We start from the raw sequence: 15,708 nt of genomic DNA, 5'->3' as shown, positions 1-15,708 counted from the left end.
CCGAGGAGCGAACTCAGTCGAGCTTGGCGCCGGACTGCTGCACGACCTCACGCCAGCGCGTCATCTCCGACTTCACGAAGGCACCGAGCTTCTCGTCGCGCAGGCCTGTGAGTGGGACGCTGCCGAATTTCTCGGTGCTCTGCAGCATTTCGGGATGGACGATGGCTTTCGCGATTTCATCGCCCAGCCGCTTCACGATCTCAGGGGGTGTCTTCGCCGGGACGAACACTGCGCCCCAGGCGGTTGATTCGGCGTTGGGGAGGCCAAATTCACTGAGCACCGGAACGTCCGGGACACTGGCAAGCCGCTTCTTGGCGGTGACCGCCAATGCCTTGAGCTTTTGTGCCTGGATGAAGGGCAGCATCACCGCCGGGTAGTCGAACATCACATCGATGTTCCCAGCCATCAGGTCGGTCAAAGCAGGACTGCTTCCCTTGTAAGGAATGTGAGTCATCTTGATGCCGGCCGCGGTCTGGAACAGCTCGGCCGTCAAGTGCGTCCCCGTCCCTGGCCCGGCGGAACCGAAGGTCACTTTGCCGGGATTGGCTTTGGCAAAGGCGATCAGTTCGGAAACCGTCTTGTAGGGCCGCGCGGGATGGGTCGCCAGCATCAACGGCGTTTCCGACAGTGCGTGAACGGGCACGAAATCTTTCACAGGGTCGTAGCCCACGTTCTTGTAGAGCGCGAGATTGGCGCCATGCGTGCCCTGAGTACCGTAGATCAGGGTGTAACCGTCCGGTGCCTGGCGCGCGGCGGTTGCCACGCCGATCGATCCACCAGCACCAGGCCGGTTGTCCACGAGCACGGTCTGGCCCAACTGCGCTCCGAGCAGCTTGGCCAGCAAGCGCGAGGTGTTGTCGGTGATGCCGCCCGGGGTGAATGGCACGACAAAGGTGATGGACCGCGTCGGCCAGGCTTCGCCAGCGGCGTGGAGCGTCCCCAGCGCCAGTGACCCGACCACAAGAACAACCAGTTTCTGCAGACCTCTGCGCATGTTTGTCTCCATTTATTTGTTGCCGCTGAATCGCGACTGATCGTAGAATACTTCAACCTCTCGTAGAAATGCAATAGGAAAGAGTCACTGACCGATCGCGATCTGAGTCGGTTTTGCGTACTGAGTTATATGGATTTCCTTCGCTATGATTCGTACATGTCTACGAAATACCGGAGGTAACCGTGCCCACACTTGTTCCTGCTGCCGCCCGCACCATGTCTTTGCTCGAAGTCTTCGCTCGTGAGCGCCGCGAACTGTCCAACTCGGATCTCGCGCGCCTCATGGACTTGCCTGAGAGCAGTTGTTCCGATCTGCTGCACACGCTGCACGAGCTGGGCTACCTGCTGCGCACGGCACGCAGCCGCCGGTTCTATCCAACGGCGCGGTTGCTGACGATTGCGAAGGACATCTCTGCGGGCGATCCGCTCTATGCGGTCGCTTCGGAAGCCTGCGAACTGCTGCGCGACAAGACCGGCGAGACCGGCATGTGCGGTCGCCTGGAAGGCGGCGTGGTGAAGGTGCTGGCCTTTGCCGAAGGCACTCATCCGCTGCGCTACGTGGGGAACGTTGGCAACAAGATCGCTTTGCACGTGTCCGCGCTCGGCAAGGCCGAGTTGTCTCTCGGCACCCCCGAGGAGGCTGCGCGCCAATTGCGGCTCAAGCCCCTGAAGCAGATCGCCGCGGGCTCCATCACCGATCTCGCGGTTCTGGAAGCGCAGGTCGAACAGGCGCGCCAACAAGGCTGGATGTGGGTCGAGAACGAAGGCTTCGATGGCCTGGCGGCACTCGCGGTGGCCGGCTACGTCGGAGATGAGCCGTTGGCCCTCTCCATTGCCGGACCGACCGACCGCATGCGCCAGCACCGCGACGCCTGCCTGCAGGCGCTGAAGGAGGTGCAGGCATTGGTCTTCCATCCTCGCAGCCCCTCACTTCCGCCGCGCACCGCACCCACCCGGCGCGGCGCCGGGTCCAAGGAATCTCGCCCCGCGTAGGCATAGGGGGCTCTTTACACCAACCTCCAGGAGACAGACCCATGTATTTCGTACCGGATGCCGAACAAGAACTGCTGCGCGACAGCGTGCGCCGCTTCATGAAAAGTGAAGTCGCACCACGGGTCGCCCAGCACGACAAGGACAAGACTTTTCCCTTCGAGCTCCTCAAGGAGCTGTCCCAGTTCGGCTACATCGGCGGCCGGTTGCCCGAGGCGCTGGGCGGCATGGACATGGACCAGATGACCTGGGCCCTGCTCATGGAGGAGGCCGGCTATGCATGGCTGTCGTTGCGGACCATGGTGAACATCACCAACGCCGCCATCAACAAACTGGCCGCAGAAGCAACCGAGGCACAGCGGGAGCGCTTCCTGAAGCCCTTGCTGGCTTCCGAGCGGCGCGTCTTCAATGCCATCAGCGAGCCGGGTTGCGGCTCGAACATCGCGCAGGTGCAGACACGGGCCGACCTGCAGGGCGATCACTACGTGCTCAATGGCCGCAAGCTGTGGATCACCAACGGCGCATTCGCCGACTTCGGTATCGTCGTTGCGCGCACCTTCAGCCCCGATTGCCAGGGGCAACTTTCGACGTTCCTTGTCGAGCGCGAGGTGTCTCCCTATGAGATGCGCAGCGTCGACACCATGGTCCTGCGCAGCACCGGCACTGCCGAACTCGGCTTCGACAACGTGAAGGTTCCGCGCGAGAACCTGCTCGGCGAGGAAGGCAATGCGCTGAAGAAAATGCTGATCGGCCTGGACAGTGCGCGCGTGAACATTGCCATGGGCGCGGTGGGCGCGGCCCAATCGGCACTCGATCTGTCCATCGACTACGCCCGCACACGGACGCAGTTCGGCAAACCCATCGGCAGCTTTCAACTGGTGCAAAAGCTCATCGTCGACATGACGATACGGGTCGAGGCGGCGCGCGCCCTGGGCCTGCGCGCGGCAGCGGCGCTCGACGCGAACCGGGATGCGCGCACCGCCTGCTCGATCGCCAAGCTCTACGCCACGGAGGCCGCGCACGAAGTGGCCAGCATGGCGTTGCAGGTGCACGGCGGCTTGGGCTACGCGACGGACTACCCGATCGAGCGCATCTTCCGCGACACGCGCGGCGGCACGATTCCCGAGGGCACGACGGAAGTGCAGACCTTGATTGCCGGCCGCGAGATCCTGGGTATCTCGGCCATCGCCTGAAAGAAAATCTCATGGAGTCAAAGTTGACCGACCTGTCCAGGCTTATCCGTCCGCGTTCCATCGCGCTGGTCGGCGCATCGGACCGCCCGCACAGCATTGGCGAGCGAACGCTGACCAATCTGCTGGACCACTCCGAATTCGGTGGCGACGTCTACCTCGTCAATTCCAGCAAGGCCGAAATCCGCGGGCAACGCTGCTGGCCGAGCGTCGCCGCCTTGCCCGCCACACCAGATCTCGCGGTGATCGTCGTGCCGGCGGCCGGTGTGCTGGCCGTTGCCGAGGAATGCGCAGCCCGCGGTGTGCTCTTCGCCATCGTCCTGACATCCGGTTTCGGCGAGGCCGGGGAGGAAGGCGAGCGCGCCCAGTTGCGCCTGAAGGAAATTGCCGACGCCGGCGGGATGCGCGTGTACGGCCCGAACTGCCCGGGCCTGACCAACGTCAACCAGCGTCTGGGTCTGACGTTCTCTCCCTCGTTTCCGCACGACCTGGTCAAAGGCCCCATCGGCTTGGCCACGCAAGGCGGCGGCTTGGGCCGCAACGTGATGCAGGCAATGGACCGCGGCATCGGCATTGGCCTATGGGCTTCGACCGGCAACGAGGTCGATCTGCAGGTGGCCGACTTCATCCACTACATGGCCGATGCCCCCGACATCAAGGTGATCGTCACACTCCTGGAAGGCATCAAGGATGGTGCCAAATTCGTGGCGGCAGTCCAGCGGGCGGCGGCCAACGGGAAGCCCGTCATCGCGCTGAAAGTGGGCAAGTCGGAGTATGGACAGCGAGCGGCGCAGTCGCACACCGCATCGTTGACCGGTTCGGCAGAGGTCAACAGTGCCGTGTTCCGGCAGTTCGGTGTGATCGAGGTCGACGACATCGACGAGCTCGTGGACACGGCCTGGTTGTTCGCGCGTGCCGAACCCGACGCCAGCGAGGGCATCGCCATCTACACCTCCTCGGGCGGAACGGCCGCCCTCACGGCGGACGCCGTGGGCTCCTCTGGCCTGATGCTCGCGCAGTTCGCCCCGCACACCCGCGAGCTGCTTCGCAATCACCTGCCGGACTTCGCCGCCATCGACAACCCGGTGGACACCACCGCAGCGGTGCTGAGCGACGCGAGCCTGATTGAGAAGACTCTCGGCGCGGTCGCCAGCGACCCCAACCTCGGATGTGTGATCGTGCCGATCGCGCTGGACTACGGCGACACGACGATCCAGCTGGCTCGCACCATCATCGCGGCACAAAAAGGGCGTGCGACGCCCATCGTGCCGATTTGGATGAGCGACCGCATGGGCGAGGGTTATCGCATGCTGGTCGAGCACGGCTTTGCGCCGCCCCGTTCCGTAGGCAAGGGGATCAAGGCCATCCGGCGCTGGGTGGAATACGGGCGCTGGAAGCGCGCGCACCGATTGGTGGACGCCGCAACCCCGACCGCAGCGCTGCCTGCGGCGCTTGCCACGCGCTCCCTGTCCGAGGCGCAGGCCAAGCAGCAGCTTCTTGCTGCTGGTGTGCGCCTGTTGCCGAATGCATTGGCCAGGACATTGGAAGAAGCGCTTTCAATGGCTGATGGCATGGGCTACCCAGTAGTCGCCAAGATCGCGAGCGAGCAGATCGTGCACAAGTCCGATATCGGCGGCGTGCAGGTGGGCTTGCAGGATGCGCAGCAGGTCGGCGAGGCGTGGCGGGGCATCATGGCGTCCGTTGCGCGGCATCGGCCCGACGCTGCGATTGAGGGGTTGCTGATCGAGAAAATGGCGCCGCAAGGCGGCCTGGAGTTGATGGTCGGCGTTACGCGCGATCCGGTGTTCGGTCATGTGATGACGTTTGGCCTTGGTGGCATCTATGTGGAAATCCTGCGCGATGTCACTCGCCGCATGCTGCCGCTGGGCGCGGGTGACGCCGCAGCAATGATCCGCGAGATGCGCTGTTTTCCGCTGCTCGCCGGTGCTCGGGGCCGCCCGCCCGCCGACGTCGAGGCACTCGAAGCGCTGCTGCTGCGCATCTCGGCGTTCGTTGTGCAAAACGCGGACAGGATCGAGGAAATGGACCTTAATCCGGTATGGGTGGGTGCCGTGGGCGAAGGCGCGCTGCCGCTGGACGCCGTCATCATCGAGCGCACCGCGCAAGAGGTGGTCGCATGACGGTGCCGTCCGCTCGCCCGCCGCTGGACGGCATCACCGTCGTCGACTTCAGCGAACTGCTGCCCGGTCCGTTCTTCACGCAAAGCCTGGCCGAAATGGGCGCGCGCGTCATCAAGATCGAGCGACCGCCTTTTGGGGACAATGCGCGCAGGCTGGGGATGGGCGCGTTCGAGGCCGTGAACCGCGGCAAGCAAAGCCTGCTGGTCGATCTGAAGGACGAGGCCCAGCGCAGGAAGGTGCGCGATCTTCTTGCGACGGCTGATGTTCTGGTCGAATCCTACCGGCCCGGCGTGATGGCGCGCCTGGGCCTGGATGCCGCCTCGCTGCGCGAAACATGCCCCCGGCTTGTGTACGTGTCGCTTAGCGGCTATGGGCAGACCGGCCCGTGGGCCGACCTGCCGGGACACGACATCAACTACCTGGCGGCGGCCGGTGTGCTGGCGGTTTCCGGTGCGCCCGGCGGCGGCCCGGCGCAAAGCTTCGGGCTGCCAGTGGCGGATCTGTGCGGCGCTATGTATGCCCTGTCGTCCACTCTGGCCGCCATTCTCCAACGCGAAGGCACGGGCCTGGGCCAGCACCTGGATGTCTCCCTCGCCGACTGCGCACTCCACTGGATGAACCCGCGTCTCGGTGCCTATCGCGAAGCCGGGGCGAGCTCGCTGGAGGCGCAGCGCGAGACCACGCTGGTCAAGGCTGCCTACGGCGCGTTTCGCTGTCGCGACGGGCGCTATTTGTCGGTCGCCGCACTGGAAGACCACTTTTGGAAGCGCCTTTGCGCCGCGCTCGACCTGGCGCCATTCGGCGATGAGGCCCATGGTTCGCACAAGGCGCGCAAGCTGGCCGCTGAAGCCATCAACCGCCGCATTGCCGAAGTGCTCGAAGGTATGGATGCGGACGATGCCTTCGAGCTGCTGCGCCGGCACGATGTGCCCGTCGCACCGGTGGTGGAACCGACTCAGCTCGCCGCGCTGCCCCAGTTCGCGCTGCGCGGCAAGTTCGAGCAGGGGGCGGTGATGCCCACGGTGCGCTATCCCGTTCCCATGAGCGGCGTGGTGGCGGGTGGTCTGGGCGCCGCGCCCGCACTCGGCAGCAACCTGGTTTGAATCTGTGGCCCCGCCGCTGCGCACGCGGATCACCCGGCTGCTGGGGATTGAGCATCCGATCCTGGGCGGGGGGCTCATGTGGCTGTCGGACGCACGCTATGTGGCCGCGCTCGTCAATGCGGGGTGCATGGGCTTCATCACGCCGCGCTCCTTTCACAGCGACGAAGCCTTCGGCAATGAATTGCGACTCTGCTCGGACCTGACCGGGGGTAGGCCGTTCGGCGTGAACCTGACGCTGTCGAGCCGTCCTGAGGCGAACGCAGCTGTGCAACGCTGGCTGGACATGGCGTTGGCCCATGGCGTTCGCATCTTCGAGACGGCCGGGCATGCCCCAGTCGAACTGATCGACACACTCCACAAGGCCAGTGCCATCGTGGTCCACAAGTCCTCGAGCATCCGCCATGCGTTGTCGGCCGAGCGCGCAGGTGCCGATGCCGTCGCCCTGGTGGGGATGGAAGAAGGCGGCCACCCAGGGACCAACGAGTTGCCCACCATGCTGATGGGAGCGTTGGCCGTCGATCGGTTTCGCGTCCCCGTCGTGCTGGGCGGCGGCATCGGCCGAGGACGGCAACTCGCGGCGGTGCTCGCACAGGGGCTCGACGGCGTGCTGATCGGTAGCCGCTTCCTGGTGTGCGAAGAGATCGGCGCGCACCGCCGCTACAAAGAGCACCTGCTGAATTGCGACGAGCACTCGACCGTGCGCCTGCTGCAATCACTGGGCAACACCTGGCGCGTGCTGCGCAACGACACCGCCCGCCAGATCGATGAGATCGAACGCGCGGGTGCGGCCGACCATGCGGTCTTCGGCGAACTGATCAGCGGCCAGACGGCGCGCGACCATTGCTATGCCAATGGGGACTGGCAGCGCGGAATGCTCTCGCTCGGTCCGTCGATTGCGTTTGCGAAACGCATAGAACCACTGAAATCCATCGTGGCCGATTTGCTCGAGGAGGCGCGGGCGTCGATCGCCTGCCTTTCTTCACTGGAACAAGAATGAAGCGACTACCTTTCATGGACCGCCTCGTGGTGCCCGTGATCGCGGCGCCGATGCTGCGCGTCTCTGGCATCGAACTCGTGTCGGCGGCTTGTGCGGCGGGCGTCATTGGTGCTTTTCCCACGGCAAACTGCGCCTCGCTTGAAGAGTTCGAAGCTTGGCTCCAGCGGCTGAACCGGGAAGCCGCTGGGGACCGCCGTAGCGCACCTTGCTGCCCGAACCTCATCATGCGGCGGGACCCTGCACGGCTGAAGGCGGAGGTCGAATTGATCGTTCGGCATCGAACCGAGTTGGTCATCACCAGCGTGGGTTCGCCTGCCTCGGTGATCCCGACCCTGCACGATGGTGGTTGCCTGGTGCTCGCCGACGTGGCATCGGTACATCACGCGGAACGCGCCCTCGAAGCGGGGGCCGATGGACTGGTCCTGCTCACGGCAGGCGCTGGCGGACATACGGGCTGGGCCAACCCGTTCGCGTTCGTTCGAGCGGTGCGCGCCTTGTTCGATGGTCCCATCGTTCTGGCGGGTGGACTGTCGGACGGGTTTGCGCTCAAGGCTGCCTCGGTGTTGGGTTGCGACCTGGGCTCCATGGGGACCCGATTCATCGCTACCCAGGAAAGCCTGGGCTCGGTTCCCTACAAACAGATGCTCGAGCGAAGTTCGCTGGACGATGTCATGGCCACGCGCGCCTTTACGGGGTTGCCGGCCAACTTTCTAAAGCCGTCCATCGTTCAAGTTGGATTGGATCCCGCCGCGCTTGATGAAACAGTGTCCGTGCAGGAAGCCCGAAACAGGTTCGGCGGGGGCTCTGAAGGTGCAGTGATCCAGCGGTGGGCTGATCTTTGGAGCGCGGGCCATTCCGTATCAGGCGTCACGTCGGTCCCGCCGGTCGCCGAACTGGTGCAAACCCTGCGCCATGAATTCAACGGTTCGGCCTAAGCCTCTGGCGCTCTTCGCGAAAACTTCTGCAATCGGTACGAGTCATCTATGCCATCGCGTGCAACCGACTTCAATCGGCCCAAAAGCGGAACTTCGCCGTGACTTTCCAGCTTTGATTCCGTGGCCAATACCGGTGTAGCGCCCAGTCACGTGCCCTGAGGCGGCGATGCCAAGCATTCCCCTCAGGACGTGTGGCGCTTGCGCATCCGCACTTCCACGTCACGCGTCGCGTTGCGCAGCAACTCGATGATCACCTGAGTCCGACGTTGGTTCAGGCGCTGCGTGAGAGCCGCCACGCTCAGGGCGCCGACCGCATGGCCCATCGAGTCGCGGAAGGCGACGCCCACGGCACGCACTCCGAGGCTCACGCGGTTCTGGATGACTGCCGCGCCGTCCGCGCGTGCTTGAGCGCATGCCGCGTCCAGATCCGACGCGGTGAGCTTCCCGAAAGCGGACAGATTCGGCGTCACGCGCTGGATGATCTCTAGTCGCTCCTCTTCGCCGATCGCTGACAGGATCGCGAGCCCACCTGCACCCACGCCCAACGGTCGCCGGCTGCCGACCTCCAGCACCAGTGCGCGTATCGGGAACTCGCCTTCGCGCCGGTGCATGCACACTGCGTCGAAGCCGCTGCGCACCACCAAGTAGACCGTGTCGCCGGTCTCCTGCGCGAGCGAACCCATCGCGCCGTCGCACAGGTCGCGGATGTCGTGCATGGTCGAGCCGGCCACGCCGAGCTCAAAGGCGAGCGCACCGAGCCGGTATCGGCGGGTCTGTGCGTCGTGCACCGCAAGGTTCTCAGCGATCAGTTGCGCCAGCACGCGGTGCGCCGAGGGATGCGGCAACTGCGCCTTGGCCGCCAGCTCAGTCAGCGCCAGGCCCTTGCGGCCGGCAGTCGCCAACAGCTTGAGCAACGCGACGCCCCGCTTGAGCGAGCCTGCATCGGAAGTCGTTTTCGTGTTCATCTATCGGACAGATGCCTGTTTTGTTTTCAGCTATTAGAAAACAATTCGCACAGCAGTGCATACCGCCGTTCCGATAAACGGACACAAGGACGGAAGCGCTGCCAAGCCTCGACGAGCATCGGTCCGACCGACCCACCAGGAGACAATGACATGAAATTCCAAAGCAGCTTTCGCTGGATCGCCGCTGCGCTCGGCGCGGCCTCCCTGTTCGGCGCCGCGGACGCCATCGCGCAGGGCGGCAAGGTGCGCATCGCGGTCGTCACGCCATTGACCGGCCCCCTGTCGGTGGTGAACGGCCCGGGCCAGAACGCCGCGCGCATGCTGGCCGACGCCATTAACAAGGGCGAGCTGCCGGCACCGTACAACACCGGCAAGGGGATGGGCGGCAAGGAAGTCGAACTGATCTTCCTCGACGAGAACGGCGGCAACGCGAAGCAGGTCGCGGAGTTCCGCGGGCTGGTGGAGCGGCAAGGCGCAGACGCGGTGATGGGCTTCGGGTCGGCCGCCACCTGCGTGGCGATCGCACCGGTGGCCGAGGAACTCAAGGTCCTCACGGTGATGTCCACCTGCGCAACGCCGCGAATCTTCGAGGACGGCAAGTACGAGTACGTCTTCCGTACGACGGGCTCCACCACGATGGACAGCGTCGCGCTCGCGCTGTACGCGCAGGCCCGCATGCCGGCCGCAAAGACGGTGGGCCATATCAACCCGAACTACGCGTTGGGGCAGGATGCATGGCGCGATTTCAGCGCCGCGCTCAAGTCGGTGAAGCCCGGCATCGAGGTGGTTGCCGAGCAATGGCCAACGCCGGGTTCGGGGCAGTACGCGGCGGAGATCTCGGCGCTCGCCACCAAGCGGCCCGACATCATCCACACTTCGATGGCCGGTGCCGACCTGGAGGCGTTCTTCACCCAGATGCGCCCGCGCGGCCTGCATGAGCGCTCGAAGATTTATGCGCCGCTGCTCGAACTGTCCATGTACCGGATGGGCGCACAGGTTCCGGACGGCGTGGTGTTCACCGCGCGCGGCACCAACGGGCTGTTCGCGCCTAAGTCGGCGCTCAACGACTGGTTCACGGCCGCGTACCAGGGCCGCTACAAGGACGCGCCGGTCTACACCGCCTACCAGTACACCAATACGCTGCTCGCGCTCAAGGCCGCCTACGACAGCGCAGCCAAGGCTGGCGGCACAGGCACGCCGGCCCTGATCAAGGCGCTCAAGGGCCGAAGCATCGAGACCCCGAGCGGCACCATCCGCCTCGCGTTGGGCAACGGCCACCAAGCCATCCAGGACATGGCCGTCGGCGAGGCGTTCTACGACGTTGAGAAGAAGACGGTATCGGTGCGCAATGCCATGCGCTTTCCGGCCGAATGCGTGAACCCGCCCGAGGGGATCAAGAGCGAGGCCTGGCTGGCGGGCGGAATGGCGGGGCGCAAGTGCGAAGGCACGGTCGCCGCCAAGTGATATGGGGCCTTGGCTGACCGACCATGTCGACACTGCTCACCATCCTCATCGACGGCCTGATCTACGGCGCCTGGCTCTTTCTCGTGGCCGCCGGGCTAACCCTGATCTTCGGCGTGATGAAGGTCCTGAACATCGCGCACGGCAACCTCTATGCCATTGGCGCGTATGTCGCCGCCACGGCCATGGGCTACTGGTTCGCCGACCGACCGCCCTCCTTCGCCGCCTTTGCGATCCAGCTCGGCACGGCCGTGGTCGCCGGCACCGCGCTGGGCCTGGCGCTGGATCGCGGTGTGCTGCGCCGCCTGCGAGGGCGCGACGAAGTGTCGCTGGCGCTCGCGACCTATGCGTTGTTGCTGGTGCTGGACGACGTGATCCAGTTCATCTGGGGCACCTCGGCCTATCCGGCCAGCGCACCCTACGGCCTGCTGGGCAGTTCGGAGATCAACGGCCTGCGCTTCAACAACTACGAGTTCGTGCTGCTCGCCGCCGCGGCCGCGGTGGGGCTACTGCTGTGGTGGCTGCTGCAGCGCACGCACACCGGGCGCTGCCTCGCGGCCATCATCCGTGATCCCGAGATGTCGGCCGCCATGGGCATCAACGTCGAGCGGCTGTACCTGGCGACCTTCATGCTCGGGGCGGTGCTTGCCGCGCTCGGCGGGGCCCTGACCGCGCCGATGATCCAGGTGGCGCCGGGCCTTGGTGCCGAGGTCATTGTCGTGACCTTCGCGGTGATCGTGATCGGCGGCATGGGCAGCATCCCGGGCGCGGCCGTCGGTGCGCTGGTCGTCGGGCTGGCGCGCGCCGCAACCATCCATCTGTTCCCCTTTGCCGAAGTGTTCATCGTCTATGCGGTGATGGCACTCGTGCTTGCCGTCCGGCCCGAGGGCCTGTTCCCCCAAGCCGCGCTGAGAAAGATATGAACTCCCTTCGCCGAACCGACGCATCCCTGCTCGGGCTGCTGGCCATGCTGTGCGCAGCCGCCTTCATCGCACCGAGCTGGCTGATGAGCCTGCTGGCCGTGGCGCTTGCCAAGGGGCTCGTCGCACTCGGGCTGCTGCTGCTGCTGCGCGCCGGGCTGGTGCCCTTCGGCCACGCGCTCTACTACTGCCTGGGCGGCTATGTCGCCGGTCTGGGCACCCCCTGGCTCGGCATCCGCGACACGCTGTTGCTGCTTGCGCTGGCCAGCCTGCTCTCTGGCGGCGTGGCCTTCGCCGCGGGCTTCCTGATGCGGCGCTACCGAGGCATCTTCTTCGCGATGCTGTCGATGGCGCTGTCGATGATCCTGTACGGCGTGCTGCTCAAGTCGCAGAGCCTGGGCTCGTCGGACGGCTTCACGGTGGGGCGTGCGTCCTTCTTCGCTGTGCAGACAGCGGGCGTGGGCGCGATCCGCTCCGTCTACCTGCTCACGGCGGTGGTCACGCTGCTTGCGGCCTGGGGCGTTTCGCGCTACCTGAAGACGGCCATGGGCCACGTCGGCCCCGCGATCCGCGAGAACGAGGTTCGCGTGGAGTATCTCGGCTGTTCGCCAAGCCGGGTGATCCACATGGAGTACACGGCCTCCGGTGCGCTGGCCGGCGGCGCGGGCGCGCTCGTCGCCATCCTGGTCGGCCAGGTCGATCCGGGCATGGGCTTCTGGATGACCTCCGGCGAGTTCGTGTTCATCGCGATCCTCGCCGGTGCCGGCGGCATCTGGGGATCGCTGGCCGCGGCCTTCGTGCTCGAAGGCATCCATGCGCTGGCCTTCGAGTACGCACCGCAGTACTGGAAGTTCGTGCTCGGTGCGACCCTGCTGCTGCTGATCGTGCGCTTTCCGAGCGGGCTGTCCAGCATGCTGGCGAATCGCGCGGGGGCTCGCTCATGAGCACGGCATCGCTGCTCGAAACGCGCGGCCTCACCGTCCGGTTCGGTGCCGTCGTGGCCGTGAACAAGGTCAGCGTGCGCATCGACAGGGGCGACGTCGTGGGCCTGATCGGAACCAATGGCGCCGGCAAGACCACCTTCCTCAACATGGTGACCGGCTACCTGCGCCCGACCGGCGGCGAGATCCTGCTCGACGGCAGCAGCACCCTGGGGCGCAGCCCGCGCGAACTCGTGGCGCACGGCATGGCGCGTTCGTTCCAGGTTCCGCAGCTCTTCCCGGAAATGACGGTCCGCGAGCACCTTCTCTTCGCCCTGGCGCTGGCCGACGGTTCCGCAGGCGGCTTGCTGAAGCCGCTGCATTCCGCACAGCGCCAGGCGCGCGCCGACGAGGTGCTCGGGCGCTTCGGCCTGCAGGCCATCGGCGAGCGGCCGGTCAACCTCGTTCCCCAGGGGCAGCGCAAGCTGATCGATATCGCCATGGCCCTGTCACTGAAACCGAAGCTGCTCTTGCTCGATGAACCCACCAGCGGCGTGTCCTCCGCCGAGAAGATGCCGTTGATGGAGGTCGTGTTCGACGTCATCCGCGCGAGCGGCGTCACCGTGCTCTTCGTGGAGCACGATATGGACGTGGTGCGCCGCTACGTGACGCGCATCCTCGCCTTCCGCGACGGATCGATGATTGCCGACGGCGCCCCCGGCGACGTCATGCGCGACGCCCAGGTGGCTTCCGCGGTGCTGCGCGGCAAGGCGCCTGCCGCCCTCGCAAAGGCAGGTGCAGCATGATCGAGACGCGCAAGCTTTGCGTGGCTTTCGGGCCCGTATCGATCCTGGAGCAGGTCGACCTGGATGCGCCCCCTGGCGCGGTGCTGGGCGTGGTCGGCCACAACGGCGCGGGCAAGACGACGCTGATGCGCACGCTGATCGGCGCGCTGCCCGCCGCCTCGGGCGAAGTCCGGCTCGATGGCATCGATGTCACCGGCTGGCCCAGTCGGCAGCGTGCGCGGCTGGGCATCGGCTACATGCCCGAAGACCGGCGGCTGATTCCCGAGCTGACGGTGAGGGCCAACATCGAGTTGCCGCTGGAGGTTGCCGGGCTTGCGGGCGCCGAGCGCAATCGCCGCGTGAGCGGCGCGCTCGACATGATCCCGGAGCTTGCACCGCTGATCCAGCGGCGCGGCAACCAGCTTTCCGGCGGGCAGCAGAAGCTGGCCGCGCTCGCACGCGCCATCTGCCAAGGGCAGCGCCTGCTGTTGCTCGACGAGCCGTTCGAGGGCGTTGCGCCGGCGCTCGTGCAGCGCCTCGTCGAAGTGCTGCGTGCCCTTCGGCGCCAGGGCCCGACCATCCTGGTCACCGACTCCGAGGGCGCGAACCTCGAAGGCCTGTGCGACCGGCGCTTCACCATCGAACGCGGCCGCGTGCGGCTGGACGACTCCCTCCATCACAACCCAGAGGCTCTTCCGTGAACACGTCGCAAGACTATGACTACATCGTGGTGGGGGGCGGCTCCGCCGGCTGCCTGCTGGCCAACCGCCTGTCCGCCGATCCGTCGCAGCGCGTGCTGCTGATCGAGGCGGGCGCGCGCGACAACAGCATCTTCATCCGCATGCCGGCCGGCTTCAGCCGCGTGTTCGGCACGCACCGGATGTGGGACTACCAATCCGAGCCGCAGGCCGGCCTGGGCGGCCGTACCGCTTTCGTGCCGCAGGGCCGCACGCTGGGCGGCAGCGGCTCCATGAACGGGATGATCTACATCCGCGGCGATCGCCAGGACTACGACGACTGGCGCGACGGCGGATGCAGCGGATGGGGCTACGAGGACGTGCTGCCGTGGTTCCGCAAGTCCGAGGGGAACCAGCGACTGTCCGACGCGTACCACGGTGCCGCCGGGCCCCTCAAGGTCATCGACACGCCGTACCGCCATGCACTCAATGCCGCGTTCGTGCGCTCCGCGCAGGAGATCGGCCTGCCGTTCAACCACGACTTCAACGGCGCCTCCCAACTGGGCGCAGGGTTCTATCAGATCACCTCCTTCGAAGGCGAGCGCGGCAACACGGCGCGCTTCTTCCTGCGGCCCGCGATGGGACGCCCGAACCTCGAGGTGCGCACCGACCTGACCGCCGCCCGCGTGCAGTTCGACGGCATGCGCGCCACTGGCATCGAGTGCCTGGAGAGCAAGGGGCATCACGCCGGCGTGGCCTTCCGCGCCAAGCGCGAAGTGGTCCTCTGCGCGGGTGGCCTGGGCAGCGCCAAGATCCTGCTGCAGTCGGGGGTCGGACCGGGCGCACAGCTGCAGGCGGTCGGGGTTCCCCTGGTGAAGGAGCTGGCCGGCGTCGGCCGCAACTATCAGGACCACCTCGAAGTGCCGGTGTATGGCCAGACGCGCGAGCCGATCAGCCTGTTCGGACATGACCGCGGCCTCTCGGCCCTGCGGCACGGCGCGCAGTGGGTACTCTTCAAGAGCGGCCTGATGACCTCGAACGTGGTCGAGTCGGGTGGCTTCTTCGACACCGATGGCGACGGTCGCGCGGACATCCAGTTCCACGTGCTGCCGGTGCTGGTCGGCGACGCGGACCGCGCACCGCCGATGGTGCACGGCATCACGCTCAACCCCTGCCAGCTCGCACCCAAGTCGCGCGGCGAATTGCGGCTGCGCAGTAACGACCCGCTCGACCTGCCGTGGCTGGATGCCGGCGCGCTGGCCGACGAGGACGACGTGCGCGTGCTGCGCGAAGGCGTGCGGCTGGCGCGCCGGATCCTGGCTGCACCGTCGCTCGCGGCGCTGGTGAGCCGGGAGATCGAGCCCCTGCCCGAGTTCGCCGGTGACGACGACGCCGCCATCGATGCCCGGGTGCGCCATTACGCCAAGACCGTCTACCACCCCGGCGGCACCTGCAAGATGGGGACCGATGCCATGGCAGTGGTCGACCCGCAATTGCGCGTGCACGGCCTGCAGGGACTGCGCGTCGCCGACGTGTCCATCATGCCGGCCATCCCGCGCGGCAACACCAACGCCGGCACGATCATGATCGCCGAGCGGGCCGCCGACTTCATCCAATCCGAAAGGGCCTGA

At 66.2% G+C, this 15,708-nt stretch carries 14 protein-coding genes; 12 read left to right on the top strand and 2 right to left on the bottom strand.

The genetic code is table 11. The features are described 5' to 3' along the window. Positions 1 to 13: 13 nt before the first annotated feature. Complete coding sequence (locus ASC78_RS05475; protein WP_235504995.1) at positions 14 to 1,006, bottom strand: Bug family tripartite tricarboxylate transporter substrate binding protein; 993 nt, start codon at positions 1,004 to 1,006, stop codon at positions 14 to 16. Positions 1,007 to 1,176: 170 nt separating this feature from the next. Here ASC78_RS05475 and ASC78_RS05470 point away from each other — a divergent pair, with 170 nt between their 5' ends. The 6 genes from ASC78_RS05470 to ASC78_RS05445 are packed head-to-tail and all read left to right on the top strand — an operon-like array spanning position 1,177 to position 8,349. Continuing rightward, on the top strand, positions 1,177 to 1,986 hold the full coding sequence (locus ASC78_RS05470; RefSeq protein WP_055797579.1) for an IclR family transcriptional regulator: 810 nt from the start codon (positions 1,177 to 1,179) through the stop codon (positions 1,984 to 1,986). 41 nt (positions 1,987 to 2,027) lie between these two features. After that, the gene (locus tag ASC78_RS05465) at positions 2,028 to 3,176 is read left to right on the top strand and encodes an acyl-CoA dehydrogenase family protein (RefSeq protein WP_055797577.1); all 1,149 of its coding nucleotides are present in this window, start codon (positions 2,028 to 2,030) and stop codon (positions 3,174 to 3,176) included. An 11-nt stretch (positions 3,177 to 3,187) separates the two neighbouring features. After that, positions 3,188 to 5,314, top strand: coding sequence for an acetate--CoA ligase family protein (locus ASC78_RS05460; protein ID WP_055797573.1), 2,127 nt, complete (start codon positions 3,188 to 3,190; stop codon positions 5,312 to 5,314). After that, the gene (locus tag ASC78_RS05455) at positions 5,311 to 6,417 is read left to right on the top strand and encodes a CaiB/BaiF CoA transferase family protein (RefSeq protein ID WP_055797570.1); all 1,107 of its coding nucleotides are present in this window, start codon (positions 5,311 to 5,313) and stop codon (positions 6,415 to 6,417) included. Before ASC78_RS05460 ends, ASC78_RS05455 begins: the two co-directional genes overlap by 4 nt. Before the next feature lie 4 nt (positions 6,418 to 6,421). Beyond that, positions 6,422 to 7,414 (top strand): NAD(P)H-dependent flavin oxidoreductase, encoded by a 993-nt coding sequence (locus ASC78_RS05450; RefSeq protein WP_055797850.1) that lies wholly within the window; start codon positions 6,422 to 6,424, stop codon positions 7,412 to 7,414. A gap of 14 nt (positions 7,415 to 7,428) precedes the next feature. After that, on the top strand, positions 7,429 to 8,349 hold the full coding sequence (locus ASC78_RS05445; protein ID WP_235504994.1) for an NAD(P)H-dependent flavin oxidoreductase: 921 nt from the start codon (positions 7,429 to 7,431) through the stop codon (positions 8,347 to 8,349). A gap of 182 nt (positions 8,350 to 8,531) precedes the next feature. On the opposite strand, the gene ASC78_RS05440 is transcribed toward ASC78_RS05445, so the two are convergent. Beyond that, the gene (locus ASC78_RS05440) at positions 8,532 to 9,314 is read right to left on the bottom strand and encodes an IclR family transcriptional regulator (RefSeq protein WP_055797562.1); all 783 of its coding nucleotides are present in this window, start codon (positions 9,312 to 9,314) and stop codon (positions 8,532 to 8,534) included. Between the two features lie 150 nt (positions 9,315 to 9,464). On the opposite strand from ASC78_RS05440, the gene ASC78_RS05435 reads away from it, so the two are divergent. From ASC78_RS05435 to ASC78_RS05410, 6 genes are read left to right on the top strand one after another with little or no spacing between them, the layout of a single operon-like run. After that, on the top strand, positions 9,465 to 10,778 hold the full coding sequence (locus ASC78_RS05435) for an ABC transporter substrate-binding protein (RefSeq protein ID WP_055797560.1): 1,314 nt from the start codon (positions 9,465 to 9,467) through the stop codon (positions 10,776 to 10,778). 23 nt (positions 10,779 to 10,801) lie between these two features. Continuing rightward, positions 10,802 to 11,698: a branched-chain amino acid ABC transporter permease gene (locus ASC78_RS05430; protein ID WP_055797556.1), complete on the top strand. Its 897-nt coding sequence runs from the start codon at positions 10,802 to 10,804 to the stop codon at positions 11,696 to 11,698. Further along, positions 11,695 to 12,639: a branched-chain amino acid ABC transporter permease gene (locus tag ASC78_RS05425; RefSeq protein ID WP_055797553.1), complete on the top strand. Its 945-nt coding sequence runs from the start codon at positions 11,695 to 11,697 to the stop codon at positions 12,637 to 12,639. The genes ASC78_RS05430 and ASC78_RS05425 overlap by 4 nt, the downstream gene beginning before the upstream one ends. Beyond that, positions 12,636 to 13,421 (top strand): ABC transporter ATP-binding protein, encoded by a 786-nt coding sequence (locus ASC78_RS05420; RefSeq protein ID WP_055797549.1) that lies wholly within the window; start codon positions 12,636 to 12,638, stop codon positions 13,419 to 13,421. Before ASC78_RS05425 ends, ASC78_RS05420 begins: the two co-directional genes overlap by 4 nt. Next, positions 13,418 to 14,101 carry an ABC transporter ATP-binding protein gene (locus tag ASC78_RS05415; protein WP_055797546.1) on the top strand — a complete coding sequence of 228 codons (684 nt, stop codon included), beginning with the start codon at positions 13,418 to 13,420 and terminating at the stop codon, positions 14,099 to 14,101. Before ASC78_RS05420 ends, ASC78_RS05415 begins: the two co-directional genes overlap by 4 nt. Next, positions 14,098 to 15,708 carry a GMC family oxidoreductase gene (locus tag ASC78_RS05410; RefSeq protein WP_055797543.1) on the top strand — a complete coding sequence of 537 codons (1,611 nt, stop codon included), beginning with the start codon at positions 14,098 to 14,100 and terminating at the stop codon, positions 15,706 to 15,708. The genes ASC78_RS05415 and ASC78_RS05410 overlap by 4 nt, the downstream gene beginning before the upstream one ends.

The sequence above is a fragment of the Variovorax sp. Root318D1 genome, assembly GCF_001424835.1.
Taxonomy (GTDB): domain Bacteria; phylum Pseudomonadota; class Gammaproteobacteria; order Burkholderiales; family Burkholderiaceae_C; genus Variovorax.
This window is presented reverse-complemented; position numbering and strand designations above follow the sequence as displayed.